We start from the raw sequence: 21,054 nt of genomic DNA, 5'->3' as shown, positions 1-21,054 counted from the left end.
AGACTGTAGTTATCCAAAATCTCCCCCCTACACCTACTACCACAACTGTTCCAGAGCTCCCAACATCAACACACGGCGTGAAATGCCCCCTAACTATTCAGACAACCCCTAAAGCGCCTAAACTATTGGTCACCTCCCCACCTGTTTCTGGTAAGGCAAATAATATGAATAAATCCATTCCCGCTCGCCTTCCGCTTCTCATTGACGGCAACTGGATACAATCCAATGCTGAGGAGTGGCTGGATGTGACAAATCCTGCCACGGGGGAGGTTTTAACCCAGGCTCCCTATACCACTGAAGCAGAGCAACTTAAGGCCATTGCCGCCGCGAAACAGGTGTTTTTATCCTGGCGGGATACTCCAGTTCCTAACAGAGCGCGTATTATGCTCAAGTACCAGGCTCTACTAAAAGAAAACCAAGAGACCTTGGCTGAGATTCTCGCAGAGGAAACCGGGAAAACTTTCGAGGATGCCAAGGGGGATGTTTGGCGGGGGATTGAGGTTGTTGAACATGCTGCCAATATTGCCACGCTATTAATGGGCGAGACAGTTGAGAATGTTGCCAGCGCTATAGATTGTTATTCTTATGTTCAACCTATCGGTGTTTGCGCCGGCATTACGCCTTTTAACTTCCCCGCGATGATTCCACTGTGGATGTTTCCCCTTGCGATTGCCTGTGGCAATACTTTTATTCTTAAACCTTCCGAACAAGATCCAATTACACCATGCAAGCTGGCCGAATTATTTGAGCAGGCGGGCGCTCCCAAAGGGGTACTTCAAGTTATTCATGGTGGCCGTGAGCAGGTAGATCTTTTGCTCAAAGATCCAGACATTAAAGCTATTTCATTTGTCGGCTCGGTACCGGTGGGTCGGCATATTTATCAAACAGGTACTCAGTATTTAAAAAGGGTGCAGGCTTTTGCCGGAGCCAAAAATCATATGGTGGTCATGCCCGATGCCAATAAAAGTGCCGCTATCAACAATATTATCGGTTCATCTGTTGGCGCTGCGGGTCAGCGATGTATGGCAATTTCGGTTGTGGTACTAGTAGGTGAGGCACAAAGTTGGATCCCAGGAATACAGAATGCAATGGCAAAGATAAAACCTGGATATTGGAAGAATCCGCAAGCCGACTATGGCCCTCTAATTTCTCCCGCAGCAAAAGAGCGGGTGTTGGGTTATATCGAGACCGGCAAAAAAGAGGGGGCTGATTGTTTGCTGGATGGCTCACAAGTTACAGTTGATGGATATCCCCACGGTAACTGGGTTGGCCCCACCCTGTTCGCCAATGTCACCGCTGAAATGTCAATTTATACCGATGAAATTTTTGGCCCAGTATTGTGCCTGGTAAATGTGGATCACTTGGACGAAGCCATAACACTGGTCAATAATTGCCCCTACGGCAATGGTACTTCGATATTCACTGCCAGCGGGGCTGCCGCACGGAAATACCAACATGAAATCCTTGTCGGTCAGGTAGGTATCAATGTGCCTATCCCGGTTCCACTGCCCTTTTTCAGTTTTACCGGCTGGCGCAGCTCTTTCTATGGGGATCTACACGCTTATGGTAAGCAGGCCGTGCGCTTCTATACCGAAACAAAAACGATCACTGCTCGCTGGTTCGACTCAGATATCGAACACGCCGAACAAGCAAATATGACCATACAGTTAAAGTAACACTACATAACAACTCAGTTTTTATTTTTGGGATAATGCCATGGATAAAATCGTAACCTTTCTTGGTCTGGGACATATGGGTGCGCCCATGGCCTGTAATTTAATCAAAGCCGGATTCTCTGTGAGAGGTTTTGATCCGGTGGAAACCTTACTCCAGGCGGCTGCAGAGCAGGGGGTGAAGAAATGCGCATCGGCAAAAGAAGCGGTAAAAGGAGCAGATTTTTTAATTAGCATGCTACCCAGTGATGCGGTAGTGGAGTCACTATATATTGATAAAGATCACCTACTGGAAGTTATCGAAAAGCAAACACTAATAATCGATTGTTCCACCGTTTCCGCGAGTAGCTCAAAGCGCCTAATTAACGCCGCCCAAACTAAAGGGCTTCATGCCATAGAAGCACCGGTCTCTGGCGGAGTCAAAGGAGCAGCTGCCGCCACTCTCAGCTTTATGTGTGGCGGAGAGCGCGAGGATGTAGCGAGGGCTAAGACAGTTCTGCAGCATATGGGAACCAACGTTTTTTTTGCAGGCCCAGCAGGTGCCGGACAAACAGCAAAGATCTGCAACAATATGTTACTGGCTATTCATATGATTGGCACAGCCGAGGCGCTCCAACTGGGTGTGGATAACGGCCTCGATCCTAAAGTACTGACCGAAATTATGTCCAAAAGCTCCGGCGCTAACTGGTCTCTACAGACTTACAATCCTTACCCCGGAGTTATGGAGAGCGCCCCCGCAAGTAATCAATATCGCGGTGGCTTTAAAGTGGGGTTAATGTGTAAAGACCTGGGACTGGCTCAGCAAGCCGCCAACCATAGCAAAAGCTATACACCGCTCGGCTCACTGGCCAGAAATCTATTTGGCTTACACAGCTTGAAGGGAAATGAAGAGCTGGATTTCTCCAGCATCCAAACAATTTTCAAGAAAGAGACTCATCAATAAGATCGGTTATTTAGGCCCTCACCCCATCTAACCTATCTATCGATCCTGACCTGTAGCGGCTATCTGAACTTCACGGATATTCACGTGCTGGGGTTGGCTGTACATAAACATCGCCGTACGGGCGATATCCTCAGCATTGATGGCTCCACCGATGGAAGCCTTCCACTCCTCATAAGCCTTAATAATCTCCTCAGAGGTGGTATGGCTTAGCAGCTCAGTTTCAACCGCTCCAGGACAGAGAGTCATGATACGTACTCCACTTGCGGCAACTTCTTCACGCACAGTTTCACTAATCGCCGACACTGCGTACTTTGTCCCGCAATAGGCTGCGTGATTGATAAAAGTCTTCACCCCAGCAATGGAGCTGATATTGAGGATAGTGCCGCGACCACGGGATTTCATATCCGCCAGGACAGCCTGCATACAGTTCATCAAGGCGAGTACATTCACATCGAACATCTCTCGCCACTCTTCGGCGCTCTGGGACTCAATATTCCCCAGTAACATTTTACCGGCATTATTCACCAGACAATCCACAGGCCCATACAGCGCCTCCGCCTCCTGAATAGCCGTGGATAAAACCGCAGTATCAGTTACATCGACCTGTCGACAAAGAGTATTCGGTAAATTCATCGCCTCTAACTTTTCCAGACGACGCGCCAACAGCAATAACGGATGCCCGGCATCCGACATATGCTGAGCAATGGCCGCCCCGATTCCAGAGCTGGCACCCGTTATTACAACCAATGGCTTAGACATGCTGCTTTTCTCTTCTGCAATTTATGATCCTGGGTTACTGGGTAACCCTTTTGTATCGGCAGTATAGAATTTATAATTAGAATGACTAGCCCAACTAATATGAAATCATTGTTTGGATTTTATGAACAATATCTCCTGGCGAGCCATCCGCGCCTTTATTGCCGTGGCCGAGCATCGCAGCTTTACCGCTGCAGCGGATCACACAGGATACTCCAAGGCCACACTTAGCCAGCAAGTCTCGGAATTGGAATCCGCCCTGGATGTTCAACTATTGCTACGCACCACTCGTAAGCTGCGACTAACCGAAGTCGGTGAAGGCTATTACCAGCGCTGTAAGCAAGCGATGCAGCAACTGGATAGCGCAGCTGATTGGGCAACACACTCCAGGGAGAAGATTAAGGGCAAAATCCGTATCAACGCGGTAGGTGGTATTATCGGTGAGGAGATTATCGCCCCCCTGACCATTGAGTTTCAGAAGACCCATCCCGATGTGCAAATACAACTGGATTTCTCCAGTATACGTGTGGATTTGATTGAGGATCGCTACGATTTAGTAATACGTATGGGGGAGCTACCAGACTCAACCCTCATTGTACGCAAGCTACTCAACATCAAAACCCGCTATGTTGCTTGCCCGGACTTTATTAAAGTGCAGGGCCAAATTTTAAAACCCATGGACCTTACTAAAGTGCCCCTAATTTACGGCAGTGTTGACCAATGGGTGCTGACGCGTGGTAAGACCAGACATAAGATTGAGGTGGAACAGGGTATCAAGCTGGTCAGCGGCCGCGCGATGCGCCTTGCGGCGCTGGCTGGACTTGGGGTAACCCGCCTGGCAGACATCTATGTTCAGGCGGATATCAAACAGGGTAAATTACAGGAAATATTACCTGGGTGGTCAGAGTCCACCCAGCTTTCTATGGTTTGCCCGCCCTTACGCCATCAGCTAGCCCGTGTACGCAGCTTAATGCAATGGCTAAAAGATCAATTTTCCAAGGAATATGAGCAGTTATTGGAAAAGGGATCAGCTGAAAACGGATAACAAGCAGCTATCGGCAGAAATTCTGCAGTGATCTTAACAACGAATTTTTTAAGATCTATGCAATTTCATCCATCTTTTTCTGTTCTTTAACCATTCCTTCTGCAGAGTTTTCAGCGCTATCCTTTAGCTTCGTTTCTGTATTTTCTTCCTTATCCGTATTGATGAACGGGTAAATACAAAAAACCAATGCTAGGAGCACCCAAAAAGCTGTTGCCTGTGCCATAGGCACAGTTAAATACAGCCAAAATACCTGTTCTCCCTGAAGCGCCGCATTAATATACACCGCTGTTCCACCCAGACCTACCAACAAGGGGCTTATATAAGGGATAACGTTGATCCAGTACCCGTGTAAATCCCTAGCCATACGCTCACACCATCGAACCATAAAGGGCAATGGAAAATTGGCCAGAATAATCCCCAATAAAACCTCGATAAGTCCAATATTCCAGCCCAGATGGAAAGCCAAATAAGTAAAGACCAGTAAATTAAGGGTAATACAGAACCATAAAACACAGCGAAAATAGGACATCCTATGAATTCCTTCTAAGAAGTCTGATTATTATTGATCACGTTACCAGTTGCTCCCAACACCTCCCAGAGAGGAAACACCATTAAATTGATCATATTTATTAAGTGAAAGTATTTATAGGTTACTTAAAGAGTTCCTGGTAAAGCCCCCTGTACCCGCTCAATGGCTTTCAACTCTTCTTCTGTCAGGGCTTTATAACCACGTAAATAAGGCCAACCATAGCCCCAGCGGAAAGGGGTCGGCAAGAATGGTGTCCCGCCAACCCTGACTCCAACTAGCATAATCAACGCTACTTCTCTTTCCCCAGTTTTGGCAACACAAATTTCCAGGTTGCGATCGGCTTCTTCTCGCTGCGCATAGCTTCCCCCTTTCCAGTAGGCGAAATCATGGGCATGGCAGCAATCCAGCCACAAATCATTCTGATCGAGAGTGCCGTCAGGAAAGATACTACAACCATCAGAATGAAAACTCTCTATCTCTACGGCGAACAGCGGCATAGCATAGAATAAAAACAACAACGAAAAATACTTCATAGATATTCTTTAGATCTATGCTCTTTTCAATACATTCATAATCAAATAAACAATTAGATGAAGTCAACAAAAACTACCAGAAGAATATTGAAAATAATGTTACCGGCTGCTCTACCCTTTTATCTTTAATATGAAGGTAACCTGTTCGATTGTAATCTCGCACATAACAGGGATAAGGGCGGTCACATAGATAGAGAATCAAATCTCTCAGGTCAAAATAAAGACATAGGCCAATAATGATATATTCAATTACAAATAAAAAGCCAAAAACTCCCCAGCCTTGATAAATCTCAGAAAAATTCAGACTAAACCAAATAAAGATCGGGCCAAACGTCACCAGATGGCAAATCCCCAGAGCTCGGGTATAGGGAATCGCTCTGTCCAGATAATAGACGACATGCATTGCCAAATAGCGCGCCAGGAAAATCATTGGCCCCTCCCAACGCCCAAATAGTAAAGTGAACGGCGCCAGGAAAAACTGTGGCAACACCATGATCTTGGCCCATTGAGCGACCAGCCACCCGGTGGGTGAGCCTGGCTGTTCCAATAATCTGCGGTGCTCTTTAATGACAAAAATCACTCTGGTGACTAGCATGCTTAGCATTGTCACATCCTTCAAAAGAACAAGACTGTTATAAATAAAGGATAGAGTAGATGTTTAATTGTCATCTATAACCGGAATTAGTAGGACCGCAAATTCATCCCAACTGAATTTATCCTGATTTTCATATACAGCAAAATTTTTAATCTGACCTCCGACATCAGCAATAATGATCAAGCATTAAATATTCTCTTAAAAGACATGAAAAGAAATCACCCCCTACTAGTAACGTTACTAGACGATACCAGCATCACTATTTAAATTTATTGAAAGGGGAAGGGTTACTGGGAGGGGCACATTTACTTTGGCATTTATGCGCAAAGTATATGCTTTTTTCAAAGTGTCTGAGAGGACACATGTATAATTTCCCAGCATATAGATTATATGCTGATTACAGCATACGGTTATAAAATATTCTAACAGACATTTCACTCAAACGAACTTCATCTTTTCTGAGCTAACTTAAACGCCTCGGCGATCATTTTAACATCACTTTCCGCACGATGATGTGTGAAACGCCCTGATGCAGCCAGTTCAGCCTTACAATTACCAAATAGGGCACGGGCATCACCACCAAGTAGATCATAAATAGAGGCAATATGAAATTGGCGAGACTGTCGGGCACTATAGTATAAAGTGTCTACCCAGTCGACATCCCAGCGATCTGCATCGCTGTACAAGACACCCTCAAAACCCTCCATGAACCTATTAAGCTCGTGAGCCACTATGCTCACTGGCAGCCCTTCTTTTACCAACTGCTCTCGCGTAATTCCATGCATCTTTTCAGCCACCGCGCACCAATAAGTCCATTTTGAGTCAGGTTTAATGAGCCATGAACGCACTTCACCAGCTTTTAATACGGCTATCTCTATTGGATAGGAGTCAAAATGTAAGCCACTGGCCTCAATGTCTATGATGGCAATGCTGTTCATAAGAAAAACATAAACTCCTTTGGAGCAAAAATATTACGCTTTTCGAAGATTTGATTTGAAGGTTCTTTTTTCCAAAATGACTGGTCTGCTGGCTTAATCACTGAGAACCGCTCTTGCAATGCAGGCACCTCGCCACACCAGCTCGGTACTTTCTCATTGGCATTTTTGGGTGGCGCATTCCATATTTCTACCATCCGCTCTACTAGGCACGCCCTAAGGGCATGAAGCAGGGGGCTAGCAGGATGCCTATCTGTCGCAGACTCTAGCTCCCAGCCTCGACGCCACACTAGCTGGATCAAATCTAAAAATGCAATTTCGTCATGCTCTAAAATCTTATCAATCATTAGATCTAATGTAGAATCAAGATTTTCCATAAGCCTTTTCCCATATTTGCTCAAATCTAGCCTCAAAAAGCTTGTCAGCCACATGAGGAACGAAGGGCTTATATTTTTTAACCTTATCTAAGATTTCTTGTTTATCCTTTGGTTTAATTTCTCTTAAGAAATGTACCGCGTCATTTACATCACGCGCTCCACGAAATGCCGTCACCTTGTGTGACAACATTTCATGCCAATCGGCAGCTTTAAGTACTAAATTTGAGTGACGAAAGACTATGGTATTTGATTTCGATTGCAGCCCAATAAAATTAACACTGTCATTAAACCATTTATCTCTCGGCCCATGCTCTAAACCGAACTCTTCACCGACTTGATCAACCAGTTCTTTCAATATATTTGCTAAGGATGGATTATTTGGAAACAACACATCAACATCATGAGTCATTTGACGAGAGCCATGATAAAGGACGCTCACCACACCACCACAACAAACTAGTTCTAACTTCTTCTTTTTATTTTTTAACAGATCTCCTAATTTATTTAGTGCCTTTACAATAATCTCTTTCGTGATTTGTGTTCCTGTTTCACCGTAGTACATAAAATTTCCCTTTACTATATTCCTAACGCATAACCACAATCACTAGATATTTTATGCATAATGAGTTCCTGTTCTCGTCCAACCACTTATGCAAATTGGCAAGATCAAGAATACGAACTTCATCACGCATATAAACCTTCCCTATTTCAAGCTTATGCCCATAAGCTTTTACTTGACTTCTTAATAGCGTTTTTCAAAGTCACCCATTTTATTCACATAATTAACCCACTTCTGCCAGGTTACCCTTACTCTCCAACCACTGCTTGCGGTCCCCGGCGCGTTTCTTGGCCAAGAGCATATCTAACAGCTGGTTACTATCGTCACCGGCATCGATATAAAGCTGCACCAGGCGGCGAGTATTGGGGTCCATGGTGGTTTCACGCAACTGCAAGGGGTTCATTTCCCCCAGACCTTTAAAACGGGTCACCTGAATTTTGCCTTTTTTCTTTTCTGCACTTATACGATCTAGAATTCCCTGCTTCTCCGATTCATCCAGCGCATAGTAAACATCTTTACCGATGTCTATTCGGAACAGTGGTGGCATGGCTACGTAGACGTGACCGTTGGTCACCAGTGGGCGGAAGTGGCGCAGGAAAAGAGCACAAAGAAGAGTGGCAATATGCAGACCATCTGAGTCGGCGTCGGCGAGGATACAAACCTTGTTGTAGCGCAGTCCTTCCAGGTTGTCGCTACCGGGATCGACACCCAGTGCCACGGCAATATCGTGCACTTCCTGGCTGGCGAGGATCTCAGTGGAATCGACTTCCCAGGTATTCAGGATTTTACCGCGCAGCGGCATGATCGCCTGGAACTCGCGATCCCGAGCTTGTTTGGCAGAACCGCCGGCGGAGTCTCCCTCTACCAGGAAAAGCTCAGAGCGGGAGGTATCGGCACTGGAGCAGTCCGCTAACTTACCCGGCAATGCGGGACCCTGGGTAACTTTTTTGCGCGCAACTTTTTTGGCTGAGCGCATACGCTTTTGCGCATTGCCAATACACAACTCGGCAAGCTTATCGCCCTCTTCCGTATGCTGGTTCAGCCACAGGCTGAAAGCATCCTTGGCCACGCCGGAAATAAATGCGGTGGCCTCGCGGGAGGAGAGGCGTTCTTTGGTCTGCCCGGAGAATTGCGGGTCGGCAAGCTTGGCCGAGAGCACGTAAGAGCACTGTCCCCAGATATCCTCAGGGCCCAGCTTGATACCGCGGGGCAATAAGTTGCGAATTTCACAGTATTCACGCATGGCGTCGAGTAGGCCCGCGCGCAGACCATTCACGTGAGTACCGCCCTGGGCGGTGGGGATCAGGTTAACGTAGGACTCGGCGGTGACCTCACCGCCCTCCGGCAGCCATTGCACCGCCCAGTCTGCTGCTTCGGTAGAGGCGGCAAAGCTGCCCACAAAGGGCTCGGCCGGTAATACTTCCCAGCCTAGATTAGCGGCGGCAAGATAGTCTTTGAGGCCGTCCTCGTAGTACCACTCGTCGGACTCGCCATCCTGCTCATTGATAAAGGTAACCGTCAGGCCGGGGCACAATACGGCTTTGGCACGCAGCAGGTGGCGCAGGCGCACTACGGAGAATTTAGCGGAATCGAAATACTTGGGATCGGGCAGGAAGCGCACGCTGGTGCCGGTGGTGCGCTTGGCACAATCGCCGATCACCTCTAGGTCGGAAGCCTTCTCTCCATTTTGGAAGCCGATGCGGTGCATTTTGCCATCCCGTTGGATGGTTACTTCCAGCACTTTGGAAAGTGCGTTCACCACAGAAACGCCAACGCCGTGTAAGCCACCGGAAAACTGGTAGTTTTTATTGGAGAACTTACCGCCGGCGTGCAGGGTGGACAGTATCACCTCAACACCGGGGCGCCCCTGTTCCGGGTGTATATCCACCGGCATACCGCGACCGTTATCACTTACCGAGAGCGAATGGTCCTTATGCAGAACTACTTCAATTTTTTTTGCGTGCCCAGCGAGCGCTTCGTCGACACTGTTGTCGATCACTTCCTGGGCCAAGTGGTTGGGACGGGTGGTATCTGTGTACATGCCCGGGCGCTTTCGCACCGGGTCAAGCCCCGTGAGTACCTCAATATCTTCGGCGGAATAATTGGCCATAATTTTTATAAATTACTGCTGGTTAAATAGAAATTCGACTATGGGATCGCAGTAACGCGCGAAACCCTGAAAGCTGTGGTCGCCACCCTCTTCGACAGTTTGACGCTGCCCCTGATAGAAAGACTCCGCATCGCGGTAGTCGAGGGTTTCATCGCCTCGCTGTGCCAAAAGCCAATAGCGGCTGAGCAGCGGACTGGGTAACTCTGCTTCCAATTGCGCCATGGTATCAACGTCAGCCCCGCTAAGGCGATACTCCTGTGGCTCACCGCTGTAAGGCTGTAACACTTTACCAACGTAGGACGGCATAAAGCGAGATGGGCGGACCGCGGGGTTAATCAGCACTGCCGGTAAGCGATAGCGCTCACCGAGGTAGGTACACCAGAAGCCCCCCATAGAACTGCCGACCAGGCCTATAGGCCCTGTGTTGCCTGAGTCTAGGAAACTATCCAGTAGGCGCAGCAGTGATTGCTGAGCATTCCCCGGATAGGGAGAGATTTGCGGCGCACAGAAAATGATCTGCGGGTGGTCGGCAGCAAGCCGCTCCCGCATCAGTTGGCATTTAAAGGACTGAGGCGATGAAAGAAAGCCGTGCAGATAGATCAGCAGCGGCCTTCCGTTGAGATTTTGTGTTTGCATAGTCGGGGATTATAGCGCCCCATGGCGGTAATGGGGCCGGCCTCCTCACAGTTCCCACTGATCACCAATCCCGATTACAACAGGGACCTGTCCAAGCTGGTAAAAGCCCGGCGTATATCGACACGCATATCCGACCAGAAGGTGACACTGGTGAATCGCTCCAGCCGTCCACCCGGTCCCGTCGAAGAACCGAAATTCTCGCCAATATCCCGTCGATCACGAAAATGCATTACGGCGCTGCCGTCACGATCGTACAAGGTACCTACCATTTCTGCATAAGCACTCTGTTCTGTATAGACACGCCAGGTCCAGGGGGATGGATCAAGCGGTGCAGCCAGGGAGAAATTTTTCAGTGACAGGGATAACGTGTAATCGGCCTCCGCCTGATCTGGCACCTGCTGGGCATTGCGCGGTTTTAATAGCTTATCGCTAAAGCTCTGTGCCAACAGAGTGTTCAGTCGCTGCAGATCCCTCTGGTCCAGCTCATAATCTTTTTCCCGATATTGGCGCCTAGGCAGGGAAGAGAATCGCTTGGTGTATTCAATCTGAACCGGTGCGATATAAACCTTAGCACCACTGAGATCCAGGGCGAAAGCCGCGGCGACTTCATCGAGCTGGCTCGGCCGCACTTCCAAACCATCGCTGCGCTCTTGCAGAGTGGGCTGCTGACTGCAAGCTGCGATCAGTAAAAGAAATGAGATGAGTGGTAAAAAAAATAATTTTTGCATTTTTAATTTCCCAATTTTCCGAAAAATATTTATCCGGCGAGAGGCTCTCAACACAAAATTTATTACCACTCAATTTCGAGCCTCGGCAATCTCAGAAACCAAAATTAAATTCTAAATGGTCCCATCTTTCACCGCTCTTCCACCATATTGAAAAAATACAGTCCAATACAGGAGCCCCATTGTACGGTGAGACAATAGGAAAAACAGGGGGCTTCGGTAAAGAAAAGTTTTCTTGCGCTTTTCTAAAAAGGCAAAGAAAGGAATGCATCACTCTCTGGTCCGTATGAATTAGGGGTGGCGGTTACGAGTGGCACTGATTTATTTATTACTTATATCGGGAGCCGTGAATTCTCTACTTGGGAATCAATAGCGACTAACAAGAAAGAAGATAAAAAACTGCTGTGGAAGTACCGCTACGAAATCGTAGCGGTTTGACTTAAATCAATATCCAGATGAGGCGAGATCGACACAATACTTGGAGATTGGCACCCGCTCCACACCAGTTTCGTAAGTGCCATCACTGAACAGTTCAAACCAGCGGTAACCGGGCATCTCATCGTCTACGGCGAAGGGGCCGCTGCCGGGAGTAAACTGTACTGAGGTGGAGGGCGTCGCATGCAGGCCCACATGGCCTCGGCTGCTGTCAAACTGCTGATGTACATGCCCCCAAACCAAGGCTTTGACCTGGGGTGCCTGATCGACCATGTGCAAAAATGTTTCACAGCCCTCGCGCAGCATATGCCCGTCTATCCACTTGCTACCTACGGGCACTGGCTGGTGATGCATCATAATGATCACGGGGTGATCGCGAGTTTCCCACAGGAGCAACTGTAGACGCTCCAGTTTCACACGATCCAGACCGCCACAAATCTGGCCCGTCACACTGGTATCCAACAGCAGCAGGCGCCAATTTCCCAGGGCGACCAAGTCAGTACAGCGATTGGGAGCCAGTTTTTTCATACGGGCACTGACATCATGGTTGCCCGGCAGCCAGTACCAGGGCATGGAAAGCTTGCGGGTTTTTTCTAAAAATCGGCAATAGGAAGCCTCGGAGCCATTGGCACTGATATCGCCAGTGGCAACCAGTGCCCGGGCACGGGATTGCCCGGCCCTGAGAGAGGCCAAAACTTCATCGAGGGTGTGGCCGGTATCCAGCCCCAACAGTTGATAATCGGGCCGGCTGCCAATATGTGGATCTGTAATCTGGATTAAGCGGTGCGAAGCCACCCCCAGGGGCGAATCCGGCTTGTTGTGCTCGCGAATCACTTGCTCACCTTGTGTTCACATCCATGTGTTCTGCAGCAGAATTAAAATCTCCGGCCATCCAGCACCAGCTCAAATTCTGCACGACCATTTGCAAGACAGTACTCCAGCCACTCGCCAAGAAAGCGATTGGCCTGGGGTCTCTCATCTGCATGCTGCATACGGGGGTTTGGATAGGTGGTATTCACTCCTTTACCACCCACCGGTCCGCGCCCATTGGCTGATATCACCTCCGCCATGCACGCATCGTGGTAGAGGCGCACAGTCAAATTCGGAGGTTCCAGCCACTGGCATTCACTGGAGCTAGCCTCAGCCCCCAGAGACACCTCCGTGGTGTATCTAGAACGCTCTACAACTCTTAACACCAGCGTGCCACCGGGCAATTGGTAGCGCCAGAGCGCCCTTTGTGAAAGCTCTGGCAGCAATTTGGTCAAGCGCAGGTAGTTGGCATCACAATCGGCATGATAAGACGACAGATCGACTCGATACACCGCCCGCCCGTTGCCATTTGGCGACATTTCCGACTGCTTTCGCCGCCGCGTTTTTGCCTCGCCCAGTAGAGCCATTATCAACACTCCAATTCAGTGACCGCCGTGACTCAGCTCTCAGTTTGCTCTATACGCAGGTAACAGTGCGCAATGCAAATGACCAGTCAGGCAGTTGGCCTGTGGTTTTTTAGTTCTGCCCGGTTCAATTGCAGCCACTGCATACAAATAATAGTGGCCGAATTATCGATAGGGTTCTCTCCTGGAGCATAGTCCCCCGCCATGGTGGCGAGTACAGAGTCTCTGGAAAACACCCGCAGACGGATATCTTCGTTTTCCTGCTCCAACCCAAAGTAACCCTCCGCGCAGTTCAAGTCCACCAACGCACAGTACAGGTGTAGCCGTTCGGAACTGCCACCAACACTGGGCATATAGCTGTGGATAAAATGCAACGCCTGTACCTGAAGCCCCGCCTCTTCCAATACTTCGCGACGGGCCACATCTTCCAGGTCTTCCCCGTTTTCCACCATGCCAGCCACCACTTCCAAGCACCAGGGGCCCGCCGGCCGCTCCAGCGCGCCGATGCGAAACTGTTCGGTAAGCGCAACGAGATCCCGTTCCGGGTCGTAGAGCAATACCCCCACTGCCGGGCCGCGTACAAACAGCTCCCGCGTGAAGATTTCACTCCAGCCGCCACGATAAAGGCGATGGCGCAGCCGCAGCCTCAACATGGAAAAAAATCCCTTATAAACCGTTTCCCTGGAAACAACTTCTACGGAATCTGCGGAAAACTCCGGGGACAAACCCTTTTGACTCTTCATTTTTGACATTAGTTCGCTGACCTTCTGCGCGAGTGGGATCTGCATACTTGGGCACTATATGACCGGGATGCAGCTGTTATACTCTGCGCCCACCGTACCAGCCCCTATAGCAAGCGGCCATACGTATTATCTCCCTGGATTTTTTTAGAGACCGCACCACCATGAGAGTGCTCAATATCGCCTACCAGCAACTGCGCCGTTACGGTAAGACGCGGGTTAGCTGGGCACAGAAACTGACTTTTGGCCTGATCAAAAACGACCACTATACACAGGTGTTCAGCGACCGGGATGTGGCAGCCTTTGAAGCGCCCTTTGGAATCCGCGACTTAGGGGTGAGCAAAGCCAATCGCCGCCTGTTGGAAACGGTTGAAGCATTCGAGCCCGACCTGATCATCGCCGGCCACTGTGACATGATCAGTAACGCCACCCTGAAGACTATCAAGCAACAACAGCCCAACTGCCTGATCGCACACTGCAATAACGATCCGCTGTTCGTGCCCAGCAATGTTGAACGTATCAAGCACCGCGCCGAAGTGGTCGATGCTGTCTTTGTCTCCACCGGCCGCCGCGAACTGAGTATTTTTGAGGGGATTAATGCCCGGGTTTACCACATGCCCAATCCGGTCGAGCCCTCCATCGAAAACCTCAATAATGCCGAGCGCACTGATCTGCCCATCGATCTGCTGTTTTGTAGCAACAGCAATAATTTCACCAAGCGCCTGCAAATGGTGAAAAATCTCAAGGATGCCCTGGGAGATTCGCTGAACTTCAAAACCTACGGCAGCTTTGGTGAAGCGCCAGTTTGGGGGAGGGACTACGATCGCGCACTGGCACAAACTAAAATGGGGCTGAACTTTAACCGCCAGGATACCCACTATTGGTATTCCTCAGCACGTATGGCCCAGCTCGCCGGCAATGGTATTTTGCAGTTCACCAGTGACAAGTTGCACTTCGACGAACTACTGCCTGCAGAGAGCGTGGTTTACTTTTCCGATGAGCAGGACCTGTTGGAAAAAATCCGCGAGTTCCATGGTGATGATGCTAAGCGCCGCGCCTGGGCAGCAAAAGCCCGGGAATTTTTCCACACAGAAATGAACTCAAAACTCTACGCCCAGTACATTGTTGAGGCCACCAGCCTGCAGCCCTTTAGTCACGACTACGCCTGGGCGCACGATATCAACCTGGATGGCACGCTGAAATAACGGCAGCTGGAAGAATTACACAGAATACGTTGGATTTATGAGTAACAAGCCAATTCGAGTGGCGCAGGTCCTCGCCGGTGCCGAGCACGGCGGTGCGGAAAATTTTTTCGTGCGCCTGGTGAGCGGATTGAATCCGCGCACTGAGATTAACGAGAAAGCCTTTATCCGCAACCACGATCACCGCGTGCAAGCGCTGCGTAACAATGGAGTCGAAACCGAAGGTTTTAAGTTTGGCGGCAAACTGGATTTTCTCGGTCGCAGAGTCTACCGCGAGGCACTGAATAACTGGCAGCCGGACATCGTGATGACCTGGATGGGACGCGCCACCATTATCACCCCCAACTCAAAAAACTACCTATTGGTCAGCCGGCTCGGTCACTATTACAACCTGAAATACTACCGCCACGCGGATTATTGGATCGGTATCAGCAAGGGGATTTGCCAACATATGATCGATGGCGGCATTCCTAGGGAGCGGATTTTTCATATCCCCAATTTTGCCGATGAGACTCCGGTGGAACCGCTACCACGCAACAGTTTCGATACCCCCGAAGACAAACCCCTGATCCTCGCCGCGGGTCGCCTGCACATCAACAAGGGTTTTGATGTCCTGCTGCACTCCCTGGCGCAGATACCCGACGCCACCCTGTGGCTCGCCGGTACCGGCCCCGAAGAGGCCAACTTGAAGGCGCTGTGCCACAAGCTCGGCCTGGACCAGCGCGTGCGCTTTCTTGGCTGGCGCAACGACGTCACTACCCTGATGCGCACCGCGGATCTGTTTGTATGCCCATCACGGCACGAGGGACTGGGTTCCATCGTAATGGAGTCCTGGGCACACCGCTGCCCAATCGTCGCCACCAATTCCCAGGGGCCCGGTGAAGTTATCAGTGATGGTCACAGCGGCCTTATTACTCCCATCGACGATGCCGATGCGCTGGCAAAGGCCGTCCGCTCGGTGCTGGATAACCCGGATTTACGCCAGAGCCTGATTGAGAATGCCGCGGAAGTGTATGCGCAGGGCTATTCGAAGCAATTTATCGTGGACTCATACATTGAGCTCTACGATACCCTGATGCACCGTGGGCGCCCTTAATTTCGGAAAAAACTCTCAGATAACTCGTAAAGTATTTTTAGCGGTCCAATTACACTTAACTACATGGGCCGCTAAAACGAGAAAAAACAGCCAATAGCTTTCAATACCTGAATTCAATTAAAAGTGAAATAAGGAAGAATTCTCTGGTATTTGAAATGGCTCGCCGGCCTGTAGCCGGCGATGGAGCGTATCAACCAAATAGATTTAAAAAGCTAAAACCGAAAATATCTCGGTTCACTGATAAGCTGGTGGCAGGTCCTTTAATAGCGCACTTACGCCTCGTGAAATCAGGCGTTGACGCTGCTCGATACTATCTGGGCGAGTCAGGAGCTCGCTGGCACTGCCCCCCCAAATTGTCGCGCCATCAGGGCGACCAATCCCCACACTCATAATTACCAGTGGAGCATCGGTAAGTGGCGGCAATTCCACCACATCCTGCGGTGCGTTGCTGTCAAACTGCTTATCCCAGCTTGGGTCTTTGGTATCTCCGGAAAAAAACTCATCCACCACAGCCACCTGGTAATCCACAACCATATCCGCATCCTGGTCCTGGGCGACCTGCCGGTAACCGCGCTGCTGTAATTGGGCCGCTACCGTACCGCGCATTTCTTCATCCAGCTCTACCAATTGCGCAGAGGCATCCGCATCATTAAGGGGCGTCACTCCCCATTTATAAGTGGAAAAAACCACCGGCTGAGCCCCGGTATTTACCCGTTCCACTTGCATTTCCTGGCACCCGGCCAAAAGTAGTAGTGTCATTAGGCCCATGGTTATGTAACGCATAAATACTCCTTGAATTTATTACTTATTTGACCGGTTCGGCATAATTATACAGCTCTATCTTGGGACTCCACTTATACCACTTGGGCTCCGCACGTGGATAGAGCGGGAAGTGGCTGCCGGATTCCACTTCGAATCCCATAAATGGCGGCTCGGGTGTAGCAAAAGCAATTCCCCCCTTAATCAGAGCCTGCGCAGACTCTGTATTAATATTGAGACCACTTTTCAGCCCAAAATTCACATCTACACCGCTGGCGTTCCAAAAAACTGTGTACTCCCGCACAAGTGGGCGATATTGCGGCTCGATATGTACATAGATATAAACCCGGTCGGCCCACTCTCCCAATTCAAAACCGGTAACCTCCCCGACTTGAACCTGCCGGTAGTAGACGGGACTTCCCGCCACCAGAGAACCTCGCCTAGCGGCATCGAGTATTACTGTCAGGCCGGGTCGGCTCATAGTTTCGACAAGATCCTCTTTCGGGGCCTGTAGTTCAGCGTAAAACTCTGTTTCCGGCGGCCCACCGCCGGGCTCCAGAGCGAGATAGCGACCGGTAATTATCGTATCCAAGTGCTCAACTTTACTGATACCGATTTGCGGCGACACCACCCAGATACGTGTGCCGGCACGGGCAAAGTTGCTACCGCGATGAAAGAGCTTCGCTCGCGCCTGAACCTCACTGAGATCCTTACCGAGGCGCAAGCGGGTTAATTCTCCGATTTGCACGCCTTTGTAACGCAGCGGGGCCCCGACCTTAAGCCCCTCCGCACTGGGCAAATGAATGCTTATTTCAATGCCCTCCTCCAGCGCCGCCTCGCGACTGCGGTATAGGGGGAACTGATCGCCATTTTGCACAGGCCCTCCCTTTTCGTGGTCATCACGCCTCATACCAAATGCGACACCACCGCGCAGTAGCGACATCAATGAATCCGCCTGCACCTCGATACCGCTACTGAGACTCGCACTGGCCCGTAGGCCGCTGATATTCCAGAAGCGGGTACCCGGCTTAACCAGGTGCGCATAGCGGGGTTCGATCACCACATACACCTCAACGCCTTCGCCGTCTCTACGCAATTCCATTCCCTGCACTTTGCCCACTTCGATACGGCGGAAATAAACGGGAGCCCCCCGCTGCAATGAGCCCGGATTGCGGGAGGTAAGACGTAAATGCAACCCTGGCACCCTCGGGTCCATTTGTGGCGCCGATGCACGCGCGGAAAAAGTGCGTTGGGAGCGCTGTCCGCGGCGCAGGTCCACCTCAATACGATTACCCTGAATTAATTCGTTCAGGCCACCACTAAAATCAAAGGTGGGCGGCTCCAACCAGAAGCGGGTATTTTCACTGAGAAGGTCATCGGTGGCCGGGTCCATCAGCACCCCGACTTCCATTCCGTTCATGCTGTTATTGGCTTTAGCGCGACTGACCTCCCCCACCTTGATTCCCTGGTAGTACACTTTGGTACTGCCTGGCGTTACATCAACGCCCCGATCGAAATTTAGGGTGATAGCAATCCCCGCATCCGCTGCGGCAAAATTTTTATACAGTTTGAATTCTGTGCCATTGACTGCCAGAGGCGACTGGCGCTGGGACTCCGGGGTGTAAAAACTGACACCACCGGCAAACAGGGCGGCGAGTGATTCCAGGTTGATGCTAATACCGCTGATTCCACCCTCGATCGAAATCCCGGAGCTGTTCCAGAAGCGACTACCCCGGTGTACCAAATAAGCGTATTCACGACGAATAAACAATTCGATACTAACTTCGTTACCTTCTTTACCGAGACTGTAATCCGCCACCTGCCCCACACGTAACTGGCGGTAGTACACCGGCGAACCCCGGCTGAGAGAACCGAGCCGACGGGACTTGAGCACCACACGCAGGCCATCGCCGCGAATAAATGCCGGTGGGCGATCCAGTGCCACAAATTCCCGTTTGCGCGAGCCACTGCCGGACTCCACCGCGATGTAATTGCCCGATAGCAGAGTCTCCAGTCCGCTGATGCCAGTAATGGACAGCTCCGGTTTCACTACCCAAAATTCGGTGCCCTCCACGAGCAGGTATTCAGCACTGCGGTTGAGGCTCACTTCCGCCATCACGCCGTCGGCACCGTTTAATTCTTTGGCATTGGGCACCAGCCGTACATCTTGGACGACACCGATATCCACACCAGAATACTTCACCACCGTTTTGCCTTTCACCAGACCATCGCCGGAGTGAAACAGGATGCTCGCGTGCACATCCCCCTCAGCCATATCCTGATAAAGCAACCAGGCGGCGATTAGGCCCGCCACCAATGGCAGTATCCATACAAGCGGCAGGCCCCGGCTCCTGCGCACCAGGCCCCGCTGGGCGCCCTCATAGGCACGGGGCTCTATGGCGTCATTATCTTCAGGCACATTGTCAGCCATTTTCTGCCGCACTCCTGTGAGCCGTTTCCGGCTCTACGGCGGTTGCATACAGATCGCCGTCGTGTGCATCCCAAATCAAACGCGGGTCGAAAGAACGCGCCGCCAGCATGGTGATCACCACCACCGAGGCAAAGGCCGTACTGCCTGGGCCGGCAGCAACCTGCGCGATAAATCCCATATCCACCAGGGCCGCGAGAATCGAGATCATAAATAGGTCCAATAGAGACCAACGTCCGATCCCGGAAACCACCCGATAAATTTTCATCGCCTGGGTCGGCACAAAATGCAATCGCAGCTGAATCTGCACTAATAGCAGTATCAAACCCAGCAATTTCATTACCGGTACGGCAATACTGGCCACAAAAACAATTAGGGCAATCCCCCACATACCGCTGTTATAAAGCTGCATCACACCGCTGATAATGGTGCTGGGCTCCCCGGCGCCGAGATAAATAGCACTCATGATCGGCAAGATATTTGCCGGCAATAACAACAGAGCCCCGGTAATCGTCAGCGCCCAGGTGAGCATCAAACTGCCATCAATACGCCCGTGCACACTGGCACCACAGCGGGGGCAGCGACAATGCCCACCATTAGCCGGTAAAATGACCAGCTGATGGCAGCTCAGGCAACTGGTCATTCCCTTCTTGAGCGCTTTCTGCAGGGCACTCATAGGGCTGCCTCGCGTAAGGCGCGCCGCAACGCCATACGTTGCCAAATAGCATTTTGGTCGAAACTGAGAGAGGAGAGGTTTGCCACCAACATCATGGCACCAAAACAATAGAGACCCGGTTCCACATCCATTTTTCCCAGATCCCTTAATTTGATTAGCGCCACCAGGATGCCCAGCATATAGACATCCAGCATGCCCCACTCCTTGATGTGCTGGTACCAGCGCACCGTAAAGGCAACCGCCCGATCCAAAAACTTCCAGGCACTGCCACAGCAGATAAACAACAGCAGTAGGAATTTCCCCAAAGGAGCCAGCACACTGCAAAACAGCACCAACGATGCCAGCCAGATAAAACCCGCCTTATACAGGGAGTAAACGCCGTTCAGTAGGGTATTATCGGCACCGAAAGAGAAAAGCGAGAACCTGAGAAGCGGTAGGCTGGCAGAGGGAATAAATAGCAGCAGCCCCGTCAGGCTCAGCGCAATGGTGTAATAAACACTGTGATTACCGTTGCGGTGTAAGGTGCAACGACAACGCGGACAAACCAACTTTTGACCGGGCGGTGCCAAGCCACCAGTCAAAAGCAGGTCACACTCATGGCAGGCACGCTGCCAAGGTATCGGCTTTTTGTTGCGCAGCTGATCCATGTGCCACAGGTCCTTGCCTTATCCTGCACAATTTTTGCCGCATCCAAATACTTCGATGGCGCGTCTATTGCAATGTAGGGCCATTGCCCTATTCAATGCTGCCCTGATACTGCCAGGCAGTTACCGGTAAACGCACATTCGCGTCGGTTTAACGAAGATATACCAAAAAGCCGAAAGCGTCGCCTCGACGCTTAGACTAGCCGCGGGTACACTCTCGCGACTGCTAATTGGGGAGACTGGCAGCGCCATCAGACAATGCGA

Annotated in this window: 22 protein-coding genes; 5 read left to right on the top strand and 17 right to left on the bottom strand. The window is 50.5% G+C overall.

Annotation, left to right across the window (positions count from 1 at the left end; translation table 11 throughout):
• Nucleotides 1–164: 164 nt before the first annotated feature.
• Together LC073_RS00475 and mmsB are read left to right on the top strand one after the other, a co-directional pair.
• Nucleotides 165–1,676, top strand: a complete 1,512-nt coding sequence (locus tag LC073_RS00475) for a CoA-acylating methylmalonate-semialdehyde dehydrogenase (protein ID WP_226642220.1) — start codon at nucleotides 165–167, stop codon at nucleotides 1,674–1,676.
• A gap of 40 nt (nucleotides 1,677–1,716) precedes the next feature.
• On the top strand, nucleotides 1,717–2,616 hold the full coding sequence (gene mmsB, locus LC073_RS00470) for a 3-hydroxyisobutyrate dehydrogenase (protein WP_226642218.1): 900 nt from the start codon (nucleotides 1,717–1,719) through the stop codon (nucleotides 2,614–2,616).
• A 36-nt stretch (nucleotides 2,617–2,652) separates the two neighbouring features.
• On the opposite strand, the gene LC073_RS00465 is transcribed toward mmsB, so the two are convergent.
• The gene (locus tag LC073_RS00465) at nucleotides 2,653–3,375 is read right to left on the bottom strand and encodes an SDR family oxidoreductase (protein ID WP_226642216.1); all 723 of its coding nucleotides are present in this window, start codon (nucleotides 3,373–3,375) and stop codon (nucleotides 2,653–2,655) included.
• Between the two features lie 121 nt (nucleotides 3,376–3,496).
• On the opposite strand from LC073_RS00465, the gene LC073_RS00460 reads away from it, so the two are divergent.
• Entirely contained in the window at nucleotides 3,497–4,417 is a 921-nt protein-coding gene (locus LC073_RS00460; protein ID WP_226642214.1) for a LysR family transcriptional regulator, read from the top strand.
• A 55-nt stretch (nucleotides 4,418–4,472) separates the two neighbouring features.
• Here LC073_RS00460 and LC073_RS00455 read toward each other — a convergent pair whose 3' ends face one another.
• The 12 genes from LC073_RS00455 to LC073_RS00400 all read right to left on the bottom strand — a co-directional run bounded on the left by LC073_RS00455 (nucleotide 4,473) and on the right by LC073_RS00400 (nucleotide 14,033).
• Nucleotides 4,473–4,946 (bottom strand): hypothetical protein, encoded by a 474-nt coding sequence (locus LC073_RS00455; protein ID WP_226642212.1) that lies wholly within the window; start codon nucleotides 4,944–4,946, stop codon nucleotides 4,473–4,475.
• 125 nt (nucleotides 4,947–5,071) lie between these two features.
• On the bottom strand, nucleotides 5,072–5,479 hold the full coding sequence (locus tag LC073_RS00450) for an FAD-binding oxidoreductase (RefSeq protein ID WP_226642210.1): 408 nt from the start codon (nucleotides 5,477–5,479) through the stop codon (nucleotides 5,072–5,074).
• Between the two features lie 73 nt (nucleotides 5,480–5,552).
• Nucleotides 5,553–6,083 (bottom strand): hypothetical protein, encoded by a 531-nt coding sequence (locus LC073_RS00445; protein ID WP_226642207.1) that lies wholly within the window; start codon nucleotides 6,081–6,083, stop codon nucleotides 5,553–5,555.
• 440 nt (nucleotides 6,084–6,523) lie between these two features.
• A complete protein-coding gene (locus tag LC073_RS00440) occupies nucleotides 6,524–7,012 on the bottom strand; it encodes a hypothetical protein (protein WP_226642205.1) in 489 nt (162 codons plus the stop codon).
• On the bottom strand, nucleotides 7,009–7,386 hold the full coding sequence (locus LC073_RS00435) for a hypothetical protein (RefSeq protein ID WP_226642203.1): 378 nt from the start codon (nucleotides 7,384–7,386) through the stop codon (nucleotides 7,009–7,011). Before LC073_RS00435 ends, LC073_RS00440 begins: the two co-directional genes overlap by 4 nt.
• Nucleotides 7,373–7,948, bottom strand: a complete 576-nt coding sequence (locus LC073_RS00430) for a hypothetical protein (RefSeq protein WP_226642201.1) — start codon at nucleotides 7,946–7,948, stop codon at nucleotides 7,373–7,375. The genes LC073_RS00435 and LC073_RS00430 overlap by 14 nt, the downstream gene beginning before the upstream one ends.
• 220 nt (nucleotides 7,949–8,168) lie before the next feature.
• Complete coding sequence (parE, locus tag LC073_RS00425; protein WP_264190303.1) at nucleotides 8,169–10,055, bottom strand: DNA topoisomerase IV subunit B; 1,887 nt, start codon at nucleotides 10,053–10,055, stop codon at nucleotides 8,169–8,171.
• Nucleotides 10,056–10,067: 12 nt separating this feature from the next.
• A complete protein-coding gene (locus LC073_RS00420) occupies nucleotides 10,068–10,691 on the bottom strand; it encodes a YqiA/YcfP family alpha/beta fold hydrolase (RefSeq protein WP_226642199.1) in 624 nt (207 codons plus the stop codon).
• A 74-nt stretch (nucleotides 10,692–10,765) separates the two neighbouring features.
• On the bottom strand, nucleotides 10,766–11,419 hold the full coding sequence (locus tag LC073_RS00415) for a hypothetical protein (RefSeq protein ID WP_226642197.1): 654 nt from the start codon (nucleotides 11,417–11,419) through the stop codon (nucleotides 10,766–10,768).
• Nucleotides 11,420–11,860: 441 nt separating this feature from the next.
• Nucleotides 11,861–12,685 (bottom strand): phosphodiesterase, encoded by an 825-nt coding sequence (locus LC073_RS00410; RefSeq protein WP_226642194.1) that lies wholly within the window; start codon nucleotides 12,683–12,685, stop codon nucleotides 11,861–11,863.
• A gap of 41 nt (nucleotides 12,686–12,726) precedes the next feature.
• Complete coding sequence (locus LC073_RS00405) at nucleotides 12,727–13,248, bottom strand: DUF1249 domain-containing protein (RefSeq protein ID WP_226642192.1); 522 nt, start codon at nucleotides 13,246–13,248, stop codon at nucleotides 12,727–12,729.
• Between the two features lie 86 nt (nucleotides 13,249–13,334).
• Nucleotides 13,335–14,033 (bottom strand): NUDIX domain-containing protein, encoded by a 699-nt coding sequence (locus tag LC073_RS00400; protein ID WP_319004692.1) that lies wholly within the window; start codon nucleotides 14,031–14,033, stop codon nucleotides 13,335–13,337.
• Between the two features lie 116 nt (nucleotides 14,034–14,149).
• On the opposite strand from LC073_RS00400, the gene LC073_RS00395 reads away from it, so the two are divergent.
• Both LC073_RS00395 and LC073_RS00390 read left to right on the top strand, forming a co-directional pair.
• Nucleotides 14,150–15,190 carry a glycosyltransferase gene (locus LC073_RS00395; RefSeq protein WP_226642190.1) on the top strand — a complete coding sequence of 347 codons (1,041 nt, stop codon included), beginning with the start codon at nucleotides 14,150–14,152 and terminating at the stop codon, nucleotides 15,188–15,190.
• A gap of 37 nt (nucleotides 15,191–15,227) precedes the next feature.
• The gene (locus tag LC073_RS00390) at nucleotides 15,228–16,283 is read left to right on the top strand and encodes a glycosyltransferase (RefSeq protein WP_226642188.1); all 1,056 of its coding nucleotides are present in this window, start codon (nucleotides 15,228–15,230) and stop codon (nucleotides 16,281–16,283) included.
• Between the two features lie 234 nt (nucleotides 16,284–16,517).
• Here the strand turns inward: LC073_RS00390 and LC073_RS00385 are convergent, their stop codons facing one another.
• The 4 genes from LC073_RS00385 to LC073_RS00370 are packed head-to-tail and all read right to left on the bottom strand — an operon-like array spanning nucleotide 16,518 to nucleotide 20,793.
• A complete protein-coding gene (locus LC073_RS00385) occupies nucleotides 16,518–17,066 on the bottom strand; it encodes a DUF4136 domain-containing protein (RefSeq protein WP_226642186.1) in 549 nt (182 codons plus the stop codon).
• A gap of 22 nt (nucleotides 17,067–17,088) precedes the next feature.
• Nucleotides 17,089–19,473 carry a PqiB family protein gene (locus LC073_RS00380; RefSeq protein WP_226642184.1) on the bottom strand — a complete coding sequence of 795 codons (2,385 nt, stop codon included), beginning with the start codon at nucleotides 19,471–19,473 and terminating at the stop codon, nucleotides 17,089–17,091.
• Nucleotides 19,466–20,146 carry a paraquat-inducible protein A gene (locus LC073_RS00375; RefSeq protein ID WP_226642182.1) on the bottom strand — a complete coding sequence of 227 codons (681 nt, stop codon included), beginning with the start codon at nucleotides 20,144–20,146 and terminating at the stop codon, nucleotides 19,466–19,468. Before LC073_RS00375 ends, LC073_RS00380 begins: the two co-directional genes overlap by 8 nt.
• Nucleotides 20,143–20,793 carry a paraquat-inducible protein A gene (locus tag LC073_RS00370; RefSeq protein WP_226642180.1) on the bottom strand — a complete coding sequence of 217 codons (651 nt, stop codon included), beginning with the start codon at nucleotides 20,791–20,793 and terminating at the stop codon, nucleotides 20,143–20,145. The genes LC073_RS00375 and LC073_RS00370 overlap by 4 nt, the downstream gene beginning before the upstream one ends.
• Nucleotides 20,794–21,054 lie beyond the last annotated feature (261 nt).

It is taken from the genome of Microbulbifer variabilis, from assembly GCF_020524905.1.
In the GTDB taxonomy this organism is placed as follows: Bacteria; Pseudomonadota; Gammaproteobacteria; order Pseudomonadales; family Cellvibrionaceae; genus Microbulbifer; species Microbulbifer variabilis_A.
Note: the sequence above shows the minus strand (reverse complement) of the source record. Positions and strands in the feature narration are given on the sequence as shown.